The 22,729-nt window shown below is 41.1% G+C and carries 21 protein-coding genes; 12 read left to right on the forward strand and 9 right to left on the reverse strand.

Annotated elements, in window-relative coordinates; all coding sequences use genetic code 11:
* Nucleotides 1–109: 109 nt before the first annotated feature.
* Entirely contained in the window at nt 110–439 is a 330-nt protein-coding gene (locus tag LC653_RS37170; protein WP_229500202.1) for a hypothetical protein, read from the reverse strand.
* Complete coding sequence (locus LC653_RS37175; RefSeq protein ID WP_229500204.1) at nt 397–1,050, reverse strand: hypothetical protein; 654 nt, start codon at nt 1,048–1,050, stop codon at nt 397–399. Before LC653_RS37175 ends, LC653_RS37170 begins: the two co-directional genes overlap by 43 nt.
* 395 nt (nt 1,051–1,445) lie before the next feature.
* Between LC653_RS37175 and LC653_RS37180 the strand changes: the two genes are divergently transcribed.
* A complete protein-coding gene (locus LC653_RS37180; protein WP_229500205.1) occupies nt 1,446–2,648 on the forward strand; it encodes a sensor histidine kinase in 1,203 nt (400 codons plus the stop codon).
* A gap of 200 nt (nt 2,649–2,848) precedes the next feature.
* Here LC653_RS37180 and LC653_RS37185 read toward each other — a convergent pair whose 3' ends face one another.
* Nucleotides 2,849–5,119, reverse strand: coding sequence for a RelA/SpoT family protein (locus LC653_RS37185; RefSeq protein ID WP_229500228.1), 2,271 nt, complete (start codon nt 5,117–5,119; stop codon nt 2,849–2,851).
* A 292-nt stretch (nt 5,120–5,411) separates the two neighbouring features.
* Here LC653_RS37185 and patD point away from each other — a divergent pair, with 292 nt between their 5' ends.
* The 6 genes from patD to LC653_RS37215 all read left to right on the forward strand — a co-directional run bounded on the left by patD (nt 5,412) and on the right by LC653_RS37215 (nt 10,274).
* Nucleotides 5,412–5,765: a heterocyst frequency control protein PatD gene (gene patD / locus LC653_RS37190; protein ID WP_229500206.1), complete on the forward strand. Its 354-nt coding sequence runs from the start codon at nt 5,412–5,414 to the stop codon at nt 5,763–5,765.
* 268 nt (nt 5,766–6,033) lie between these two features.
* The gene (locus LC653_RS37195) at nt 6,034–6,237 is read left to right on the forward strand and encodes a hypothetical protein (protein WP_229500208.1); all 204 of its coding nucleotides are present in this window, start codon (nt 6,034–6,036) and stop codon (nt 6,235–6,237) included.
* Nucleotides 6,238–7,034: 797 nt separating this feature from the next.
* Nucleotides 7,035–7,760, forward strand: a complete 726-nt coding sequence (gene cysH, locus LC653_RS37200) for a phosphoadenosine phosphosulfate reductase (RefSeq protein ID WP_229485441.1) — start codon at nt 7,035–7,037, stop codon at nt 7,758–7,760.
* Nucleotides 7,761–7,857: 97 nt separating this feature from the next.
* Nucleotides 7,858–9,111 (forward strand): exonuclease subunit SbcD, encoded by a 1,254-nt coding sequence (gene sbcD, locus LC653_RS37205; RefSeq protein WP_229500210.1) that lies wholly within the window; start codon nt 7,858–7,860, stop codon nt 9,109–9,111.
* A gap of 106 nt (nt 9,112–9,217) precedes the next feature.
* The gene (locus LC653_RS37210; RefSeq protein WP_229500212.1) at nt 9,218–9,847 is read left to right on the forward strand and encodes a restriction endonuclease subunit R; all 630 of its coding nucleotides are present in this window, start codon (nt 9,218–9,220) and stop codon (nt 9,845–9,847) included.
* A gap of 142 nt (nt 9,848–9,989) precedes the next feature.
* Nucleotides 9,990–10,274, forward strand: coding sequence for a hypothetical protein (locus LC653_RS37215; protein WP_229500213.1), 285 nt, complete (start codon nt 9,990–9,992; stop codon nt 10,272–10,274).
* A gap of 10 nt (nt 10,275–10,284) precedes the next feature.
* On the opposite strand, the gene LC653_RS37220 is transcribed toward LC653_RS37215, so the two are convergent.
* Nucleotides 10,285–10,584, reverse strand: a complete 300-nt coding sequence (locus LC653_RS37220) for a hypothetical protein (protein WP_229500214.1) — start codon at nt 10,582–10,584, stop codon at nt 10,285–10,287.
* Nucleotides 10,562–11,428 (reverse strand): hypothetical protein, encoded by an 867-nt coding sequence (locus tag LC653_RS37225; protein WP_229500216.1) that lies wholly within the window; start codon nt 11,426–11,428, stop codon nt 10,562–10,564. Before LC653_RS37225 ends, LC653_RS37220 begins: the two co-directional genes overlap by 23 nt.
* A 244-nt stretch (nt 11,429–11,672) precedes the next feature.
* Between LC653_RS37225 and LC653_RS37230 the strand changes: the two genes are divergently transcribed.
* The 4 genes from LC653_RS37230 to trxA all read left to right on the forward strand — a co-directional run bounded on the left by LC653_RS37230 (nt 11,673) and on the right by trxA (nt 15,788).
* Complete coding sequence (locus LC653_RS37230; RefSeq protein ID WP_229500217.1) at nt 11,673–12,344, forward strand: type II toxin-antitoxin system HicB family antitoxin; 672 nt, start codon at nt 11,673–11,675, stop codon at nt 12,342–12,344.
* 668 nt (nt 12,345–13,012) lie between these two features.
* Entirely contained in the window at nt 13,013–13,543 is a 531-nt protein-coding gene (locus LC653_RS37235) for a YdcF family protein (RefSeq protein ID WP_229500230.1), read from the forward strand.
* Nucleotides 13,544–13,878: 335 nt separating this feature from the next.
* The gene (locus LC653_RS37240) at nt 13,879–15,042 is read left to right on the forward strand and encodes a GuaB3 family IMP dehydrogenase-related protein (RefSeq protein ID WP_229500219.1); all 1,164 of its coding nucleotides are present in this window, start codon (nt 13,879–13,881) and stop codon (nt 15,040–15,042) included.
* A gap of 422 nt (nt 15,043–15,464) precedes the next feature.
* On the forward strand, nt 15,465–15,788 hold the full coding sequence (gene trxA, locus LC653_RS37245; RefSeq protein WP_196522884.1) for a thioredoxin: 324 nt from the start codon (nt 15,465–15,467) through the stop codon (nt 15,786–15,788).
* A 148-nt stretch (nt 15,789–15,936) separates the two neighbouring features.
* Here trxA and LC653_RS37250 read toward each other — a convergent pair whose 3' ends face one another.
* On the reverse strand, nt 15,937–16,530 hold the full coding sequence (locus tag LC653_RS37250) for a MarC family protein (RefSeq protein ID WP_229500220.1): 594 nt from the start codon (nt 16,528–16,530) through the stop codon (nt 15,937–15,939).
* A gap of 210 nt (nt 16,531–16,740) precedes the next feature.
* Here LC653_RS37250 and LC653_RS37255 point away from each other — a divergent pair, with 210 nt between their 5' ends.
* Nucleotides 16,741–17,553, forward strand: coding sequence for a carbon-nitrogen hydrolase family protein (locus LC653_RS37255; RefSeq protein ID WP_229500222.1), 813 nt, complete (start codon nt 16,741–16,743; stop codon nt 17,551–17,553).
* 236 nt (nt 17,554–17,789) lie between these two features.
* Here LC653_RS37255 and fba read toward each other — a convergent pair whose 3' ends face one another.
* The 3 genes from fba to LC653_RS37270 form a co-directional block, all read right to left on the reverse strand.
* Complete coding sequence (gene fba, locus LC653_RS37260) at nt 17,790–18,869, reverse strand: class II fructose-bisphosphate aldolase (protein WP_229500223.1); 1,080 nt, start codon at nt 18,867–18,869, stop codon at nt 17,790–17,792.
* 551 nt (nt 18,870–19,420) lie between these two features.
* Entirely contained in the window at nt 19,421–20,491 is a 1,071-nt protein-coding gene (locus tag LC653_RS37265) for a PstS family phosphate ABC transporter substrate-binding protein (protein WP_229500225.1), read from the reverse strand.
* Nucleotides 20,492–20,701: 210 nt separating this feature from the next.
* A complete protein-coding gene (locus LC653_RS37270) occupies nt 20,702–21,892 on the reverse strand; it encodes a serine/threonine-protein kinase (protein ID WP_229500226.1) in 1,191 nt (396 codons plus the stop codon).
* Between the last annotated feature and the right edge of the window lie 837 nt (nt 21,893–22,729).

The raw sequence follows: 22,729 nt of genomic DNA on the forward strand, positions 1-22,729 counted from the left end.
CTGGAGCAGATATACTACAGAATTGTTAAAGGTCGCGGATGCTTTGAGGCTGACAAGATAATATTTTTAATCTCTAATTCCATTTGATTTGCGTTCTCTCATATCGCTTTTAGTCTAAACTCCAGTAATAACGATTAGAATTATTGTCATTGAAATTCTCTTGTTTTGCATTATATGGAGGATTACCAATAATTACTGATATCTTACTTTCATTCTGCCTTTTAATTCTCTCTGTATTCTCTACACTCATAGCAAACAAATCTAATTGCTTGCCTGCAAATGATGTATGATCCAGTGTATCTACAAAACAAATATTTTTAAACTCTTGATATTCACCCATTTTTTGCTTATAGGTGTATTCAATATTTAAGTTAGCGATGTAATAAGGTAAAATTGCTACTTCATTACAATGAATTTCATTCTTATATTTATATTCCACAACAAAGTAACTTCAGGATTAATTGATTCTTTGCAGATATTCCAAAATTTAGCCCTTGCTGTTTGAAAAGCTGCGTTTGTTTCAATTTGACTATCAATTAAATTACGCAAAGCATTTAAAACAGTCGGTAAATCTTCCTTAAAAGTTTCAATCGCCTCTCTAAAATCTTTAACTTCCGGGCGAACGTAGTTAATAAAATATGTAATTATTTCATTCAGCGCGTCAGCATCTTTCATCGGGACGCGCATGGTTTCTTGTCCACCCTGAATTAAAACTGCTGTTTGCGAGTCCTCAAACAGAATGTTACTATCTGGGTAGCCTTTTATTAGCTTCTTCTCAATTTCTTGATCTAAATTATCATATTCATCTTTACTTTCCCAGTAACCCCAATCTAAACGCAAAGCATCTTTAACAGTGCCATCTGGATAAACAAGTTTGCCGCTAGGTGTTTTATAATCTAGTTCAGGAATAAGTCTAAATTCTCTAGGTTTGCAATATTCATTGACTAAGTTTTGAAATGCAACCCGAATCGATGTTTCTTTACGTGAACCGCCATACTGGATAATTCTTTCTACTTCTGTGTGATATTGGCTAACCAGAAGTTTGGACATACTTTATCAAATTTTTATAATTTTCTAATCTGCCCAATTTAGCTGCTATGCCATTTAGCCACCTCAGAATATATAACGAAGAAAAATTAAAGTTATTTTGGGATGTCCGTAAAAACTAAGAGACGTGATTAATCGCGTCTCTGCAAAAGATATCTATATAAATACAGTGACAACTTTAATAGTGTTGAGTTGTCCTACTATGTCTGTAACCACAATCTACTTGGTTAAGCGATCGCTCTTGCATTTATGGTGAACTAAGCTAAGGTGATTAGTTCAGCAATCAGCTGTCTTTTCACTAACCTTCATCTTTTGTAAGTTGCCAACTTGACATCAAATGCACTAAGCTAGCTCTAGCGCAAGGGGCTTCGCGCTGACTCTGTTTGGTTAGGCAAAAGATGGATTTTAGTCAGACTCTAATTGCAAAAAGTGATGCCATTCTTGATCAATGGGTAGAAGCGGTTTACCAGGATCAACAAATTGAAGCTACTAATGAACTTACTTTCAAAGCTGTACGGGATAGCTTACCCCGCGTTTTAAAAGCATTAGCAACAGTACTTTCTGAATCTGAAACCAGCGATTTGCAGACAGTAGTAGATGCAAGTTTAGAACACGGCACACTTCGCGCCCAACAGGGATTTGAACCAGAGGAAATTGCGCGAGAGTATCGTTTACTCCGGTTTGTGATTTTTTCCTTTTTAGAAGAAGATTTATTACAGGGATCTGCACAAGAGGTGCTAAGGACTGTTCGCCTGATTGATACAGTAATTGATGAAGCGATCGCTCGTTGCTTTAACAGTTATACTCAAGGACGATTACAAGAGCTTAAACAACTCCAAAGTCAGTTACGGTTGACTAACCAAGAACTAACTCGTTTGGTTTGCGCTAATAAAGATAGTATCTCTCATTTGGCTCATGAACTGAAAACGCCCCTCACTTCAATCATCGGTTACGCAGACTTATTTCTGCGCCAGCAGCGTCAACAACCAGAACTCAAAGACACCTATGCAAATCTTGAAAGTATCGAGCGAGTTCTCAAGAGTGGTAGACTTCTTGTGCGGTTAATTAACGATACTCTGGAAATTTCGCGCTATGATGCCGGACAGATGAAATTGCAGCCTACTTTAACTGATGTGCGTAGTTTAATCAACTTTGTTTTAGAGATGATTGAGCCACTAGCGCGTGCTAAAGAATTATCCTTGGTTGTTGAATGCGAACACGCTCCTGAGATGCTTACCACAGATTCTCTTCGGCTTCAGCAAATTCTGACAAATCTGCTGAGTAATGCAATTCGCTACACAGAATCTGGTTCAATTCATTTGCAGTGCTGGACGATATCTCAACAGCAATGGGCTATTTCCGTTACTGATAGTGGTATTGGTATTTCTCCAGATGCTCAAGCACAAATCTTCAATCCCTATTTTCGTGAAGTAACTGCTCCAAAAGTGCAAAGTACTGATGGTACAGGATTAGGTTTAGCAATAGTCTCTCGATTGGTTCAGTTAATGGATGGTGAAATTAAAGTAGATTCACAGCTAGGAAAAGGATCTACATTTACTGTAATTTTGCCATTAGAAGGGATGTCTACGACGGATAATTAGTTACGATTCCCACAGTCATTGCACCCCACACGCCAGATGCTCCACTTGGGGAGACCCCAAGACCGCACTGGCTCCCCTTAATCCCCTCCCCGCAAGCAGGAGGGGAGACAAAGTGTAGCTTTGGCGGGGTGGGGTTCTTGGGGTTTAGTATAAGCAACCGGACATAATATTACACTGCGTTAACGCACCCTACCAATTATCTACTCGTCAATTTGACCAACTCGGCGGATATTCAAAATGTCGCTCATTTTCTTAATTTGGACAAACACTTGCTCTAATTGAGAGCGATCGCGTATATCTATTCCTAGGTCCATCAATGCAGGTTGACCAGCAGAGGTTTTCACCTGGGCATGGCGGACATTGATTCCTTGGTCACTCAACCGTGACAAAATATCCTTTAGTACCCCTACGCGGTCAAGAGCTTCAATTTGAACATCTACAGGATACGTGTGCGGACGACCACTATTTTCGGCGGCTGGGTTCCATCTAACTGGTACTAAGCGCTCATACTCCACAGGTTCCAGATTATTGCAGCCTTGGCGATGAATTGAAATCCCCCTACCTCGCGTCACCACACCAATAATCGGTTCGCCAGGAATCGGGGTACAACACCCAGCTAAATAATACACCAACCCCTCTACCCCAATAATTGGCGAATCACTGGAGCGGGAGATAGTCGCAGGTGCATCTCGCAAAGCTTTTGATGTAGTTGGTTCTTTGGGGATAAATGGTGACACGGTGGAAACTGGTTGTTGTCCCTTCGCCACTTCTCGCCAACGATTTAGCACCAAGTTCAACGTTACTTCTCCGTAACCCAAACCAGCGAGTAAATCGTCCACACTGTGGTAATTACACTTTTCGGCGACAGTCTCCATTGCATCCGACTTCAGCAGACTATCAAAACCAGTTTTACCGAGTTCCTTTTCTAACAATTCCCGTCCACGGGCGACATTTTCTTCCCGGCGCGATCGCTTGTACCATTGTTTTATTCGATATTTCGCCGCCGAACTTCTCACAAAGTTCAACCAATCCAAACTCGGATGGCAGTTCTTTTGGGTGAGAACTTCTACAATATCGCCATTGTGTAGCCGCGTTGACAAAGATACCATTCGCCCATTCACCCGCGCCCCTGAACAATGGTTTCCCACTTCCGTATGAATGCGATAAGCAAAATCTACAGTGGTGGAACCGGGGCTTAAAGGAACAACATCCCCCTTAGGGGTGAAGACATAGACATCATCTTCAAATAGATTATCTTTGATGCTATCAAGATATTCTTGTGCATCTTTGAGATCAGTTTGCCATTCGAGCAGTTGTCGCAGCCAAGTAAACTTGTCATCCGTCTCTGTCAAATGGCTAATACTAGAACCTCCAGTTTCTTTGTACTTCCAATGGGCGGCAATCCCATACTCGGCGATATGATGCATTTCGATTGTCCGAATTTGCACTTCTAAAGGACGGCCAGTTAGTCCAATCACCCCAGTATGCAACGACTGGTAACGGTTAGGTTTTGGCAGTCCAATGTAGTCCTTAAATCTCCCAGGAATTGGGCGAAAAGCATCATGAACCACCGCCAACGCCCGATAGCATTCCTCATTGGTTTGAACAATAATCCGCAGCGCCGCCAAATCGTAAATTTCATGAAATTCCTTTTGCTGGCGGTGCATTTTTTGGTAAATGCTATAAAGGTGCTTGGGACGACCGCTAATATCCTGAAAGCGAATTCCGGCTTGCTGCAAACGCTCTTGCAACATTTTCGTAGCTTTAGCCAATTTCTCTTCTCGCGCCGTCCGTTTTTCGGAAACATGCTCTTGCATTTGGCGGTAAGCTTCCGGTTCCAAATACTTAAAAGCCAAATCTTCCAGTTCCCATTTAATTCGCCAAATCCCCAAGCGATTAGCTAAAGGTGCGAAAATATCTCGCGTTTCTTGGGCACTGCGGCGGCGGCTGGCCTCTGACATGTATTGTAAAGTTCGCATATTATGCAAACGATCTGCCAATTTTACCACAATTACCCGAATATCTTGCGCCATTGCCAAAAACATCCGCCGGAAGTTTTCGGCTTGGCTTTCGGTTTTGCTGGTGAAATTGATTTTAGAAAGCTTGGTGACACCTTCAACCAATTGCCGCACTTCTGCGCCAAAGCGTTCTTCTATTTCTTGACTTGTGACTTCTGTATCTTCAACGACATCATGGAGAAATCCAGCTGCTATCATAGCAGCACTGCCTCCCAAGTCATTCAGCAAGTCGGCTACAGCGATGGGATGAGCAATATATGGTTCTCCCGATTTGCGGTATTGACCTTGATGCAGTTGGTAAGCAAATTCAAATGCGCGACCAATTAAGACTGCATCACTATGCCTTCGGTCATCTTCCGGTGTGCCGCTACTTGTAGATGACTCCTTCAAACATTTCTTTAACCATTCGGGAATGGTGAGATCAACTGATGAATTTATAGCTAGGCTGCTCATACAATCGGGTTTGGATAGATCGGTAGATAAGTGAATGATAAATAAAACTGGCAGCATCGCCGTAAAAAGATGCTGTCGCCCAGAGACGGGTAGAAAAAACAGTGTAAGGATGATTTTCCAATTGCCAACGGTAGTCATCCAATTTGAGTTTCAAGGATCATAAAGAAAATCCATTGATGGCAAACAAAGCCCCAAATCCTGATTTGAGGCTTTTAGTGCTGATAAGTCTAAAAAAGAAGTTTATTGTAGAAGAAAAATTACTTGACATTAATACTATCTTAACTAGCACTGGATGTCTTTAAACCGTGAGAAATATCTGGCACTCGTAACCTTGCTAGAGCAATTACGTTCCGATGCCACAACTACCCAAATTGTTGCACTAGAACTGCGGCAGCGTGTAGCCTCGTTGCAGCAATTCTTTGGGGAGCAGATTGTGCCTTTGGCTGATGAAAACTGGCGAGTGCAGTCTTATCAAACCGAAATCAGCAAGCAATTGCGCGTGCTGGCAATAGATGTGATGTTTTTGCAAGGAGCGCGGCAAGCATCTACTGTACAAACGAGACTTCAGACGATTAGCGATCGCTTGACCACTCTCATTCAATACTGTGATGCCATCCTGCAACCAGAAGCGGAAGGAGAAAAATAACAATTGTTCACCTTTTTCTCTAATTTCTCCATCATCTCATTTATGACCTATAATGGAAAGTTATTTTGGCAACAAGTTGGGAATGGGGAATGGGGAATGGGGAATGGGAAGTTAAGAGTTAGGAATAAGAATTTTCCCCCATTCCCTACTCCCTACTCCCCACTCCCTTCATAAGAAGATTCATGGTGCGGCGCATGTACGCTTCTACTGGCTCGGTTGTGGGTTTGAAGATCAGTGCATAATATTTACGGCAACGCAGACAGGGCTATTGTTAGCACCTGGTGCATTAGCATCTGCGATCGTCATGGTTCTATTAGGTAAATTATCGACCAAAATCGATGCCAGAGTTTTAATAGCAATGGGCGCTGTGGGAACATCTGGAGTCATATTTCAACTAGCAGCAATTACCCCACAAACCGGCACAGATGATTTATTTTGGCCATTGGTATGGCGTGTGCAAAAAAATTTGTAGGTTGGGTTGAGGAACGAAACCCAACACTCCGATCAATGTTGGGTTTCGCGTCGCTCAACCCAACCTACATCTAATGCACTATTTTAGCCTTGACACGCCACTAGTAGCGTGTCAAGGCTAAAGTTGTGCATTATAAAATGGGCTTTGAACTTTTAAATTCAATGTTTTTAGCGCTAATTTATTGCAACATTTTAGCCTTGACACGCTACTAGGGGTAAATAGCGATCGCATCCCAATTTTAAATTCTTTGATTGCAAAACTACGTAAAAACACGGCTTCCAAATTATTTTCTGCCGAAAGTCATAGAAGAAAATTAATATAGACGGATTTATCTGGATAATAAAAGTCCCACTCAGTTTTGAGCAGGACTATGTGAAGTCTTATTGCTAAAATTAGAAATCTTTATCTTAAAAAAAGTTCATTATTGTAATAACGCTAACGCTAGTCAACATCATTAAAACGCCCATGATTATAGATTCGCCTAAGCGATTGGGGGATTTTGAAGTGTTCATTTAAGTAAAAACCCTTTTTATTAATTGTTTCTTAACCATATCAAAATCAGTATAAATATCTATAAAAGCATTGTAAAACTTAAATTCCCTTAAAGTTTCTTAGTAATTACCGCAGTTTATACTTACGTATTCATTTTTACTGATTATCAGTTATTCTCCTAGACTCCCCATTCCTCAGTAGTAATTCCCGAATAGAATAATTACCTGAACTCCGAGCGGAATACGCGCCTTTGTGAGTTAAAATAAATCTTAATCAAGGTAAAAATATTTGAACAGAAGATTATCATGACAGTCTCCACGGCATCTAGAAACCAAGCGATCGCTTTTGACTTAGAAAAATTAAATGAGCAATTTGAAACTGCCACTCCCAAAGAAATACTGGCATGGTCTATAGAGAATATCCCAACGGGACTGGTGCAAACAAGCGCCTTTAACGTGGATGACATGATAATTACCCATATTCTTTACAGTGAACTGAAGCATCCCGTTCCTGTGATCTTTCTCGACACTTTGCACCACTTCCCTGAAAGCCTAGAATTAGTAGCCAAAGCCATACAAATCTACAACCTGGATTTGCAAACTTTCAAAACTCCAGACGTAGACACCCGCGAAGCCTTTGAAGCCAAATATGGCGACAAACTCTGGGACAAAGATATTGCCCAATTCCACCACATTACAAAAATTGAACCATTGCTACGCGGTCTAGACGAACTCAACAGCGTTGCTTGGATTACTGGACGTCGCCGTGACCAAGCAGTAACCCGTGCGAATATGCCCATATTTGAATTAGATGGTAAAGGTCGGCTGAAAGTAAATCCTATAGCTACCTGGACACGCAAAGACAGCTGGGTTTACGTAGCTGAACACGGAGTCATCTACAACCCTCTACACGATAAAGGTTATCCCAGCATCGGCGACCAACCCATCACCACCAAAGTAGGTGAAGGCGAAGACGAACGCGCCGGACGCTGGCGGGGAAGTGATAAAACAGAATGCGGAATTCATATTTAGTCATTAGTCAGTACAGACGCGATTAATCGCGTCTGTACAATGGTCATTAGTCATTAGTATTAAACAAAGGACAAATGACTAAAGACTAAGGACAAATATGATTAAAATCCTCCATCTCTCCGACATCCACATGGGAAGCGGCTTCTCCCACGGACGAATTAATCCCACAACTGGATTAAATACACGATTGGAGGATTTTGTCAATACATTGTCTATATGTATTGACCGAGCGCTGACAGATGCTGTTGATATGGTGATATTTGGTGGCGATGCTTTCCCGGATGCTACACCACCGCCTTATGTACAGCAAGCTTTTGCCAGCCAATTTCGCCGTCTCATGGATGCCAATATTCCAACAGTATTGTTGGTAGGCAACCATGACCAACACTCCCAAGGACAGGGAGGAGCAAGTTTAAATATTTACCGCACTTTGGGAGTGCCAGGATTTGTTGTCGGTGATACATTAACTACTCACTGCATCGAAACCCGCAATGGTAAAGTGCAAGTAATTACCCTTCCTTGGCTGACTCGTTCGACTCTGATGACTCGCCAAGAGACTGAAGGTTTGTCTTTGGCGGAAGTCAACCAACTTTTAACGGAACGCCTGCGAGTTGTTCTAGAAGGGGAAATTCGCCGTCTTGACCCTGATGTGCCTACTGTCCTTTTGGCTCACTTGATGTCTGACAATGCTACCTTGGGCGCAGAACGCTTTTTGGCGGTGGGTAAAGGCTTTACTCTACCCCTATCTTTGCTGACGCGACCTTGTTTTGATTATGTAGCCTTGGGACACGTCCATCGCCACCAAAATCTGAATAAATCCAACAACCCGCCGGTGATTTATCCAGGGAGCATTGAGCGGGTAGATTTTAGTGAAGAAAAAGAAGACAAAGGCTATGTGATGATAGAACTGGAGCGGGGGAAGGTTGAATGGGAATTTTGTCCCTTAACAGTTCGGACTTTCCGCACCATTGAGGTGGATGTCTCGAAAGCAGATGATCCACAAGTGTTGTTAATTAAAGCGATCGCTAAGTATGATATTCAAGATGCTGTAGTGCGTCTAATTTACAAACTCCGCTCTGAACAGATGGATTTAATTGACAGTTCCTCTTTACATACTGCTTTAAGTCCCGCTCATACCTACACCATTCAAGCAGAATTAGTGAGTCAATTAGCCAGGCCCCGGATTCCTGAATTGACTGCAAGTAGCAGCATCGACCCAATGGAAGCCTTGAAAACTTACTTGAACAACCGCGAAGACCTCAAAGATATAGCAGCATCAATGCTGGATGCAGCACAGAAGTTGCTAGCAGATGATGTAGAAGTTTGGCTAGAAGCAGCAACTAATGAATAGGATAGATGCCAATTATATTTTCATGTTTAACTGAGTGATCGCGATAAAATAAAGTAAAAATTTAAAGTGCCACAGCATATCTCACTTTTTCCACTTTGTGAAAAGTATGACGCAAACACTCCAAGCAAAAGAGATCAATTTACGTTACTTAATCGATAATTTTGGTATTCAGTTAGTTTTGGATGACCAATTTTTTCGCGAATGGCAAGAAGATTTATTAGAAATTACTGATTTAGATAAACAACTTTTAGATAAAGTAAAAACAGGTTATTTTAATCTTCTTAATTACCCACCTTTACTAGAAGATGTTGTGAGAATGGCAATTATAGACCCAATACTTTTTATTGGGGATTTTTATTTAGTACCCTTATATATCAAAGCTGAGGAACCAATAGAGATTACTGATGAAGATGAAGAAATTATCATCAAAGGCAAAATAGATACATTAGTTCTGAAAGACCAATTTTGGGTTATGGTTATTGAGTCAAAACAAGTAGAATATTCCATTGAAAGAGGACTTGCACAAATTTTAGCTTATATGTTAGGTAATCCTCATGCAAATCAGCCTAGTTTTGGGATGATTAGCAGCGGTGGAGAATTTATTTTTGTCAAATTAGTTAAAGGAAATCCAACTTATTATGCTTTATCAAAGGGGTTTTTAATCCGAAACCCTGGAAATGAATTGTACGACGTACTACGAATCCTGAAACGCTTGGCTCAGTTGGTGAGTGTTTAAAGCTTATCGCTTGATTATATATTCTTGTAGAGGGGCGATATCTGACACCAGCCGATAGGCATCTACGCTACATCAGTTAGCATTAAGTAATGAGACAAATATCTGAGATTTGAATAGTAGCGATTACAGGAGTAAGCATACAATGAAGATTAGAGGAATCAAACGCGGTCAAACTATTGAACTATTAGAGCAAATTCACAGTATTCCTGATGCAGCAGAAATAATCGTTAATTTAGAATTTACTTATACTGAACCTTTGGTAGCAAAACTAGACTTAACAGATGAAGAAAGGCTAACAAAATTGAATCAATTATTTGGAGTTTGGCAATCCCAACCAGAATTAATAGATATCTTTGCTGAAATTGACCAGCAACGTCATACTTACCAAAGAAGGGTGATAGACTTCTCTTCAATGGGTGAATTTTGAATTGTGAATCCTATTTGATGCGGCCAAATCCTGCTTCGGCTATGAGATTCTGACCCTCTGGAGATAGCAGCCAGTCAGTATAGGCTTTACCTGCAATATAGTTTTTGTCTTGTTTCCCTTCTTGAGCGCTTTGTTTGGTAATCACGAATAATGGACGTGTTAGAGGATAAGTATCATTGCTCAATGCTTCTGTATCTACCTTGTTTCGTTCGTTTTGTTTTTGACTTTGACACTGTTCTGGTGAAATGAGCTGTCCTTTGTAAGGAGCAATCAGATTTTCTGTATCATTACCAATTGGCAGTGACTTCACAGAACATTGAGGTACTATTTCTTTTTATTTTGGGTGTTCCAATGTAATATATGAGTTTAGGTTTCGCCAAAACCATAGTCAGTACTAATATCAATAACAAGGCAGAAACCTTTATGGGATTCTGTCTGATAATGACGTATAGCCAATGTCCTGATATTTCTTTTTCTAAAGCATTATAATTTTTTCTAACATCTATAAAACTCTCTTCTAAATCTTCTATTATTTTTAATATAAGAAATTTAATCTCCTCCTTATTCTTGATATTTTGATTGTGTGGTTTTTTGTTTTTATTGAATAAAGATTTGAAAGCAATTTTAGCTAAATCAATAACAATTGAACTATTTAATGTTCCTTTTTCTTCAATTATAGAATAACGTACAAGTTTATTAACGCTTTCTAAAATCCCTTGATTCTTAAAACTATTGATATAACTTTCAATGTTTTTATTATTATTAAGTTTATTTTGTTCTCCAACGTTTATACTATAATTCTCTAGATATTTTTTAATACTATTATAAAACTCCTGTAATAAATCGGTTTCTTTTTTTCTTATATTTATTTGTAACTTTAATCCGTTAACTATCTCGTTTTTTCCATGCTTTCTAAAAATTTTTTCATCTTCAATATCCTGAATAAATTCCTTTATTGTTGGCTGATATGTATTTTCACGTACTTTTTGGTAATAATCTTTCAATGCTTCTATATGTTGCTCATGGATTTTTTTCGTGTTTTCGTAACTGTCTTTAATTTGTTTTCTAATATCAATTAATTTTTGGTTTTGAGATTCGTTAATTATCCTGACTGCTTGAAGTAATAGTTGAAATGGAACGGAAGTTGCAATCATTTCGCCTCTTTGCAGTTATATATATATAGTAAACAAAACTTGGTTTCGTACTAACAGCTTTTCTAGTTTTTTCTCAAAATATTTTGAAAGTATTCAGATTTTGCTTGGCTTTCATCTACATCTAATAACTCACTATTTCAGAACCACTGAAATTTGTCGTTACATATAAGTTCTTAAAAGTTCGTATAAAGTTCTGGTAAAATACTGATAGTAACTTGATACTGCACACACATAATCGCACACTATGAACTTTGAGCAAGGTCTGGAAGTGGCAGATGAAGTGGTCTTTACCAAGGTCGGCAGACGGCTGAATCATGCAGAAATCGCTATTATGCAAGGTTCTTGGGAGAACAAGACCTATGAGGAGATTGCTAAAGACACAAGTTACTCCGTGAGCTATCTCAAGCGGACTGTCGGGCCAAAGCTGTGGAAAATACTGACGCAAGCCTTAAGTGAAGCGGTTAGCAAAACAAACTTTAAATCAGCACTTGAGCGCAGATGGCGAAAACAGACGAGTGGATGGGTTACTGAGAAGCAAAAGGTTGTAGAAGAATCCCCAATCCAAAATTTAAAATCTAAAATCCAAAATCAAACAGACCTGGCCAAAGAAGGGAATGACTTACCAATTCGTTCTATAACTCTTACAGGGTTAAACACAACAAAAGCACAAAAGATTTTTCAACACAAAGGGAAGTTGATGATGAAGCGAGAATTTAATGTAATTATCGAACGAGATGCAGATGGCTACTTTGTTGCTTCCGTCCCAAATCTTCCTGGTTGTCATACGCAAGCTCACACTTTAGATGAGTTAATGGAGCGTATTAGAGAAGCGATTGAACTTTGTTTAGAATTTGAGGAAGAACAACAGGATTCACTGGACTTTGTTGGTATTCAACGAGTCGCAGTTGAGATATGAGTCAATTTCTAAGCTTCACAGGACGCGAAGTTATTGCAGCCCTTAGCAAAGTCGATTTTTAAGTGGCTAGGATACGTGGCAGTCATCATATTATGATACATACTTAATTTATTTAACAGGACTTACGCAAAAAGGCAGTGAAAGCCTTGATTTACCGTAGGGGCAATTCATGAATTGCCCCTACATTTCGTACCTGATGCGTAAGTCCTATTTAATTTCAGTGCGTTTCAACGCAGTTTAGCTATTAGCCCGCAATTTATTGCAGGGCGGGAAAGCAACGCAAAACCAGGATTTTCGGAATGGGGGGTTTAACCCGAAAGTAAATTGACCAACAGTATCCTTTTAGGAGAAAGATTTAAAGAGAGGTTTTCCAGATGACCTGAATTTTCATCTTCTAAATAGCGTTCTCCAACAAGATGCTAGAACCCTTTGATGAATTATCCGATATCGGTTAGGATAATCCATCAATTAAAGGAAAAACTTCAAGCACGCTTAATCGCGCTGCAACATGAAAATCACCCAAATTTGCATTCGGGCAGATTTTGTAGGAGTTTGCTACTCTACTATCAATTGTTGTTTTTCTTCTAGCCAGAGGAAATTTTGGAACCAGTAAATAAAGTTATCGAGCCTTGAATAAGCTATTTTTTACAGGTAAATCTTTTCGTTTTATGGCTTTTGTCCTACCGCTAATTACGTGGTGGGGATACAAAGAAGTACAAAATCAAATTGTACAGCCGCAAGCAGTTGTAGTCTTGGGTGGTTCAACGAGACGTTTAGAGCGAGAGAAGTTTACGGCCGAATTTGTCCGCCAGCATCCAAATATACCAATTTGGATTACCGGGGGTAGTCCACCTACATTCACCCAACGAGTGTTTATCAAAGCTGGTGTTGATCCCAAACGTTTACATTTGGACTATGAGGCCGTAGATACAGTTACTAATTTTACTACGTTAGTAGATGATTTGCAAGCTCGTGGCATCAAGAGTGTTTATTTGATTACTTCAGATTTCCACATGCGTCGGGCTTGTGTCATCGGCGAAATTATTTTGGGTAGTCGAGGTATTTATTTAAAACCAGTGCCCGTTCCTTCAGAAAAACCCCCTGAATCTATCGAAAAATCTATCCGCGATGGAGCTAGAGCGATACTTTGGATAGCAACTGGTTACACTGGTGTGAATGTAGTTAAAAATAAACGGTAAATTATCAGTGGTAATTTGCACGATCTTGGCTTAACTCAACACAGGCAAATTAAGATAATTAATGCTAGTAATCGTGATATTAACTCAGTAATAATAGACACTATCATTGTAAAATTACCAAAAACTAGCGCAACATCAACCCTCAAAGAACACAATATAAAAACCAATTAACAATTTTTGCTCATTTAGTTACCTGGTAAATACTTTGCGTCCATCAAAGTTTCGAGCGGCGGCTTGGGTAACTCGAATTTATCTGTGTAGTTCAGGGAAAAAACGCCCCAACTTATCTCACAATTTGATACCCTAGCTTAAACAGATTTGAGAAAAACTAAAGCGTGGAAATTCAACTTGGGCGGGGAAAAACAGCTCGTAGAGCTTACGGAATAGATGAAATTGCTCTAGTCCCTGGTAACAGAACACTAGACCCCAGTTTGGCAGATACTAAGTGGCGTATTGGCAATATTGAGCGAGAAATCCCGATAATTGCCAGTGCGATGGATGGTGTAGTAGATGTTCGCATGGCTGTACGTTTGTCACAGTTAGGAGCATTAGGTGTGCTCAATTTAGAGGGTATTCACACTCGCTATGCTGACCCAGAGCCAATATTAGATCGGATTGCCTCTGTGGGTAAAGATGAATTTGTTGCCCTGATGCAAAAACTCTATGCCGAACCAATAAAGCCGGAATTAATTGAACTACGTATTCAGGAAATTAAACAACAAGGTGGCATTGCGGCGGTGAGTGCGACTCCAGCCGGTGCAAGTAAATATGGTGAGGCGGTAGCAAAAGCTGGGGCAGATTTATTTTTTGTACAGGCTACGGTAGTTTCTACTGCACATCTGTCACCAGAGTCTTTAATACCACTTGATTTAGCAGAATTTTGCCGTTCCATGCCCATCCCCGTGGTGTTGGGGAATTGTGTAACTTACGAAGTCACTTTGAATTTGTTGAAAGCTGGGGCGGCTGGGGTACTGGTGGGAATTGGGCCTGGTGCTGCTTGTACGTCCCGTGGCGTGTTGGGCGTGGGTGTACCACAAGCGACTGCGATCGCAGATTGTGCAGCAGCACGAGATGATTACTACAAGGAAACTGGTAACTATATCCCCATTATTGCTGATGGTGGTTTAATCACCGGTGGCGACATTTGTAAATGCATCGCCTGCGGTGCCGATGGTGTAATGATTGGTTCTCCCTTTGCCAGAGCCGCAGAAGCCCCAGGACGAGGTTATCATTGGGGCATGGCGACTCCCAGCCCAGTGTTGCCACGAGGCACCCGGATTCGCGTTGCCACCACCGGTAGCCTAGAGCAAATACTCGTTGGGCCAGCAGGACTAGATGATGGCACTCACAATCTTTTAGGAGCCTTAAAGACGAGTATGGGCACTTTAGGAGCCAAAAATATTAAAGAAATGCAGCAAGTGGAAGTTGTGATTGCGCCTTCTTTATTAACAGAGGGTAAAGTTTACCAAAAAGCTCAACAATTGGGTATGGGGAAATAAGGGAATAGGGAATAGGGAGTAGGGAATAGGGAATGGGGAATAGGAAAGAGGACAAGGGGCAGGGGGCAGGGGGCAAAGGGGAGAATAAAAAATTACCTCTTTCTCTTTCCCCTCTGCTCCCTGCCCCCTGCCCCCTGCTTCTCCCACTCCCCACTCCCCAATTCTTGAATAAATTTTTCCAGCCCCCTAAACAATTGCTGGAAAAATTCGATATGTCGCCTACAATAGAGATAGCGGAGACGAATGTTTCCGTTCACTCCTCACACCACACTCCGCCCGGACTACTGTTCGGGCGGTTCCTTATGTTTATAAAAAAATTCTAGAGCTTCTTTGCAAATGTACATCCTCGGACTTCTAAGCTGAGGTTTTTGCTATGGTAGAATTTTCACCAAGTTCAGATATTATTGGCGAAGGTTTTAGGCATGTCAACAGCCGCGCAAGTTACCGATTCTAGTTTCAAGCAAGAAGTACTCGACAGCGATGTACCCGTTTTAGTTGACTTTTGGGCACCCTGGTGCGGACCATGCCGTATGGTAGCTCCTGTTGTCGATGAAATCTCCGAACAGTACAAAGGTCAAATTAAGGTCGTCAAAGTCAACACGGATGAAAATCCTCAAGTTGCTAGTCAGTACGGCATCCGCAGCATTCCCACATTAATGATTTTTAAGGATGGACAGAAAGTGGATATGGTAGTCGGCGCTGTGCCTAAAACTACATTAGCTTCCACTCTCGAAAAGTATCTTTGAAACTCAATTGGCAATAAACTCATCTTGAGTTATCCTTCTTGTTCTAACTTTAGGTTAATTTTTATAAACAAGTTTGAGAGGCGCGAATTCCTCGTCTCTCAAACTTATTTACATTTGTATACAGTTTCAGAATATTTTTTAGGAGTTTCTAGCTCAAAAACAACTCCCTAATTCCCGTACTACCAATTTCCACCGCTAGCGCCGCCAACAAAAAACCCAAAAGTTGAGTCACAATCACTCCACCTTCTGCACCAATCCACTGGTCAATCAGATTTGCTAAACGCAAAATTAACCAAGTGACAAACATCGCTCCTAAGATACCTACCACGACAGCAATATGTGGACTCTGTGATTTCGACATCAACAACATCACCGTCGTCAAAGTCCCCGGCCCAGCTAGCAGTGGTAAAGCTAGTGGAGTAATTGCGACATCGCGTCCTTCCTCAATAATCGGCTGATCTAATTCTCCCCGCAGCATTTGCAAAGCAATTAACAGTAACAATAGTCCTCCTGCTACTCGCAAAGAGCCGATACTGATTTCCAAGTAATTTAAAATTATTTGCCCTGCAAAGGCAAATAGCAAAAGAACTACGATCGCAATGATAATTGCTTTATCTATAACTTTGTTTCTTTGGTCTGGCATCATGCCCTTAGTCAAAACTAAAACAATCGGTATATTGCCCACAGCATCCGCCAAGACAAACACAGCGATAAATGTTTGAATGAGAATAGGAATATCCACAGTAGACAGTTTTTATCAAGGTTTGATCACAACCTAATCTTTATCTTGTTCAATTTGCTATAACCCAGAGGAAGATTAAGATCAGCAATAAAACCAGTCCGTTAAAGAAAATCTTGGCTGACGCATTTCTAATTAAGTTCCACAGATGTTGAAGTAGCGATATATTTTGATAATCTCTTTTCCATAAATCAACTGTTCGTTGTTGAATCTATGAAGTCTTATTTAGCCGCCGCTATTCAATTGACCAGTGTGCCCGATTTACAAAAAAATTTGGCACAGGCAGAAGAATTAATAGAGCTTGCCGTGCGTCAAGGTGCTGAATTGGTAGGTTTGCCAGAAAACTTTTCCTATATGGGAGAAGAAAAAGACAAACTCGCGCAAGGTGATGCGATCGCTCTTGAAAGTGAAAAATTTCTGAAAAAAATGGCTCAACGCTTTCAAATTACGATCTTGGGCGGCAGCTTTCCAGTTCCGGTAGACAATACAGGCAAAGTTTATAACACTACTCTACTCATTGACCCAAACGGTCAAGAACTTGCCCGCTACTACAAAGTACACCTATTTGATGTTGATGTCCCCGACGGCAACACCTATCGAGAATCCAGCACGGTAGTGGCTGGTACGCAACTCCCACCCGTCCATTTTTCAGAAAAACTTGGTAATTTAGGGCTTTCCATTTGTTATGATGTCCGCTTCCCTGAACTGTACCGTCATCTGGCAGATAAGGGAGCCGATATTATCTTTATTCCCGCCGCCTTTACCGCCTTTACAGGCAAAGACCACTGGCAAGTACTACTACAAGCCAGAGCCATCGAAAACACCGCCTACGTCATTGCTCCTGCCCAAACAGGCAATAACTATGCCCGTCGTCTAACCCACGGGCACGCCGTTATTATCGACCCTTGGGGCGTAATTTTAGCCGATGCTGGGGAAAAACCGGGAATTGCGATCGCAGAAATCAAGCCCACTAGGCTCGAACAAGTCCGTCGTCAAATGCCCTCTTTACAACATCGGGTATTCTAGGGAGTGGGGAGTGGGGAGTAGGGAGCAGGGAGCAGGGAGCAGGGAGAAGAGTTTTCCCCTCTGCCCCCCGCACCCTGCCCCTCTGCCTCTTTTCAATGCCCCATTCCCCATTTCCCATTCCCAGCCCTTATGAATAAAACAAAAAACCGGGTATTTACCCGGTTTCTGACAATATAAGAATCCTCAGTTTTTTAGGAGCATAGCAGGACTATGCCGCTATTTATTAGTTGTCAAAATTAAACTTTAGCAGCTGCCTTGGTAATAACGTTGAGTTCACCCTTAGCATACTTAGCAGCAAAATCTTCCAAAGAAATTTGCTTAATCTTGCTTGCGTTGCCAGCTGTGCCAAATTGCTGATAGCGTTCAGCACAAACCTTCTGCATATATGTAATAGAAGGCTTGAGGAAGTGACGGGGGTCAAATTCCTCTGGTTTCTTAGCCAAAGCTTCACGTACAGCAGCAGTAATAGCCAAACGGTTGTCGGTGTCAATATTTACTTTACGTACACCGCTCTTGATCCCTTTTTGGATTTCTTCTACAGGTACACCGTAGGTTTCAGGAATTGCACCACCATACTGGTTAATCAGCGCGAGTAAATCTTCTGGTACAGAAGAAGAACCGTGCATTACCAAGTGGGTGTTAGGCAGACGGCGGTGAATTTCTTCAATGCGGCTGATTGCCAAAATTTCCCCAGTCGGCTTGCGGGTAAACTTGTAAGCACCGTGGCTTGTGCCAATGGCAACAGCCAAAGCATCTACTTGGGTTGCTTCTACGAAGTCAACAGCTTCATCGGGGTCAGTTAACAGTTGTGAGTGGTCGAGTGTACCTTCAAAGCCGTGACCATCTTCAGCTTCACCAGCACCAGTTTCTAGAGAACCCAAACAACCGAGTTCACCTTCAACGCTGACACCCAAAGCATGAGCTACATTTACAACTTCGCGGGTAACACTAACGTTGTACTCGAAGCTAGCGGGAGTTTTCGCATCAGCTTCTAAAGAACCATCCATCATCACGCTGGTGAAGTTGTTCTTAATTGCTGAGTAGCAGGTAGCAGGAGCATTCCCATGATCTTGGTGCATGACAATGGGAATGTGAGGATAGGTTTCTACGGCTGCCAAAATTAGGTGGCGGAGAAAGTTTTCTCCTGCATAATTACGAGCGCCGCGTGAAGCTTGCAAAATTACGGGGCTATCTGTCTCGACAGCAGCCTTCAGGATCGCCTGAATCTGCTCCAAATTGTTAACGTTGAAAGCTGGGATGCCGTAACCGTTTTCAGCTGCGTGATCCAACAGCAGCCGCAGTGGTACAAGCGCCATAGATAGTCCTCCTAATGTGGTTGTCAGCTAGTCGGTCTGAGAGAAGCGTACTTATTACGCTAAATCTTAAGAGTTTTTTCAACTTATAGGAAATTATAACTAGTGTCGTGTATCTATGTTGAAAAAGTTTACGCCATCGTTACTATAAATATGCTCTCTACTGCTGTACTATGCCCCATAATTGCTCTGTGTTGCTGTACATTTAGTTACCCTACAGTTACTAGCTCTGGTAGCCCACTATCCAAAATGGTCATCTCAAAGCGATCGCGCTCTGGCTCTAAATAATTTTATCAACAAGCGATCGCTTCAACTTAAACCCACTAACTTCTGACAAATGCTCTGAGGGTTTTTCGCCTGACTATTGCATTTGGGATTAGATTATGCATACTACGGAATTAGTTGTATCTTACCATAAAGGGGCGATCGCACTGACTGCAATTAAAAAGAGCGATCGCCCTGACAATTAACAAGGTGCGTTGGTGGGCGAATGATGTGCGATCGCTTTTACTGTAAATTGGTTCTCATGGCGATCGCTAACATCATCAAATCTACTAGGGAACCGCGACGAAACCAGCTTGCTCAATTGCTTTTTGCCCCTGGTCAGTTAATAAAAGTTTGCTATATGCATCTCCAATCTGCTGCTCCCGACCTTTATTCTGCTTAATAATCACAAACAAGTTAGCAATCATGGGATAGCTGCCATCTTTAATAGCTTGAGTATTTAGCTGATTGCGCTGACCTAGACATTGCTCAGGTGACACCAGAGGTTCGCGGTAGGGGGGAATTAGCTGACCAGAAGTGCTACCCAATGGCAAAGCCTTCACACTACATTGAGGTAATACTGAACGGGCAGAAGCGTAATAGACACTACCAGGAGTTTTACGGAGTTGGCGCACTGCCTCTGTAGTAGAGTAGACATACTGCACATTAGAGCCTAGCGTTTGCCCCTTCAAGTTGCTGTTGCTAGGGAATATTACTGTATCTGCGTCCTCTGGTCGTTGAGACAAAGGTGTGATGGCTAGGTTTGGCCCACCTACTTGATTCCAGTTAGTAATTTTCCCCAAATAAATCTGCTGCAATTGGTCAACAGTTAAACCAGGCACATTGAGTGATGGGTTTACTACCACTGCTATCCCATCCATACCCACCTGACGTTCCTCAAGGCTGAAGCCTCGCTCTTTTGCCATAGCTTGTTCTTCATCTGTAAGGGGACGGGAGGACTGAGCAAAGTCGAGTTTCCCATCAAGCAACATCCGAATACCGGAGCTAGAGCCAGGGCTACCATTAACAGGGTTTACATAGCGTAATTGTAATTCAGGGCGATCGCTCTGGATCTGAGCATCTACCAATTGCCGGATAGATGCCCAAGCTGTACTGCCTCCGTAGTTAAATGAGGCATTGGGGACATTAGCAACTGTCTGAAAAGTTGATCCAGTACTAGAGGGGCTGTTTAAATTTTGATTAGAGGAATTAACGCTGCGGGACAATAAATTCGGCTTGAGTAACCACCAAAGCAGTCCGCCAATAACCATAAGTGTCAGCACTTTACCAATAATCAAACCTCTAAGAAAGAGGCCAATTTCACCGTTAATTAAAGCTTTTTTTTGATTTGTATTGTCCATCTTTTTAAATGTTGTTTATTCTATTTATCCTACAGGAATCTATAAATATTTAGGTTAAAAGCAAATCGGTAATAAGCCACTTAATAGTGAATTTTATGATTGCTGGTAGATGATTAATTCTTTCTAATATTAGATTAAAGCTCAATTTCCTCTTTGGTAGTCTTTGCAATGGTGGAATTGCTTTTATAGACTCCTCTGTTAGCTGCTGATTTAGCCACTAGGCGATTGACTTTTAATATTAGCAAACCGTGGCTCAACCAATTTTTCTATAAAATTATTTAATTGAGTAGGTTGGTTTGGAGGTGATGTACCTGTATTAATAAACGTATAGATTAAAACTAGTACTATCAAACTAGTGGTAGCACCAAGCCCTATTCCCAGCAGCAAAAGAAAGTTTCTATAAGTTAGCAAATAAGTATCATCAGTGTTTTGGTTTATGCCAGCAGATTGTGATAACTGTGACAATTCCAGATCAGAATTAAGCGCTTGCAAAGCTTCTGCGGCAGATTGGTAACGCTGGTTGTAGCGATCGCGAACCATTGTATCCAAAACATTTGCAAAAGCGTCGCTTACTTGTACTTTATCACGCCAGATAACTTCTCCAGTATTAGGATCTTCTTGTAGTTGTTCAGGTATTAAACCTGTCAAAGCTTGAATGCCAATCATCCCTACTGCATAAATATCGCTGCAAAGTTGTGGCTTTCCTTTAGCCTGTTCGCTTGGCATATAGCCAGGAGTTCCAACAGAAATTGTTAAGCCTGCTCCTAAAGCACCAATTTTCTTAATACTCCCAAAGTCAATTAGCACAATCTTCTGATCAAAGTGCCGCCGCATTAAATTTTGGGGCTTAATATCCCGGTGAATAATGTTATTTTCGTGGACGAAGGACAGCACTTCCAAGATGTCTTTTAATAAATTTAAGACTGCATTCTCGCTAAGACGCTCACCTGGTACAATTTCTTGAGTCAATGCATGACCGTCAATAAATTCCTGGACTAAATAGAAATCCCCATCTTCATTAAAATGGGCAAATAGTCTAGGAATTTGGTCGTGGTCGTTGCCTAGCTGGTATAAAACTTCCGCTTCCCGATCAAATAGGCTTTTAGCGATAGGTAGAACATCAGGATTGGTATCTTTTGGGTGGAAATGTTTGACGACACAATGGGGTCTTCCTGGTAAATCTAGGTCTACGGCTAAGTAGGTATCACCAGATCCCCCGCTTCCTAAGTGTTTGACAATCTCAAAGCGATTCCGAAGTGTTTTTCTGGCGAGAGAGTATTCATGTCTTTTACGTGTACCACCTGATAACAAGTAAGTATTACCAGATCCTCCGCTTTCCAGCAGTTTGACTGTCTCAAAGCGACTCCGGAGTTTTTTTCTAACTAGAGGGTTCTGGCTCATGTGGCGTATACTACTCGTTAATTTACTGACCATTCAGAGCTTGGGTGAGGTTATGAATACCTACCGCTAGAATTGGTCTTTGAGGCAGTCAGCTTCTCAAACGACCGATGCTTTTGAGCAATTTTATGATTAGCCGCTTGATTGGTTTATTTCATACCTTATATGGGTATCTTAATATAAAAATTTCTTTCTGTAATAGTTTTATAATTTTATCACTTAAGTAAATTTCAGACTAGCCCACAGTAGTTATAACTGCCGACAGATGACAACATTCAGGAGTCAGGAGATTTATTTTAAGTCTTGGGTTTGATTGCTGACAAAACCTTCAACAGTGGCATTTAAAGGCATAAGTACCTTACAGTACAGTGTCCACCAGAATTTTGTTACCAGATTTTACTTATTACTAACGGCGATCGCTTCGTCATATCAACGTTAATTAGACAAAACTAAAAAAACAGGTAAGTTCTTGAGGTAAATACTGAGTGATGGTTTTGAAGACAAACAAGTGTTAGTTGTCAATCACTCACATATCAACTTACAGTATATTAACTAGTTATTCAATAGTTTCTATAAAACATCCAACTTTTCCAACCTTTCCCACGTTTTACTCGCGCCTGTATCACTTGCAATAAATCAGTTGCATTTAGCAAAACTCATACTGGAAAAAGTTTATGCTGGTTTTAATATATTTTGTGTAACTCTTGCTAGGTAAACTGGAGTTTAGACTAAAAGCGATATGAGAGAACGCAAATCAAATGGAATTAGAGATTAAAAATATTATCTTGTCAGCCTCAAAGCATCCGCGACCTTTAACAATTCTGTAGTATATCTGCTCCA

The sequence above is a fragment of the Nostoc mirabile CHAB5784 genome, from assembly GCF_020829645.1.
In the GTDB taxonomy this organism is placed as follows: domain Bacteria; phylum Cyanobacteriota; class Cyanobacteriia; order Cyanobacteriales; family Nostocaceae; genus Nostoc; species Nostoc mirabile.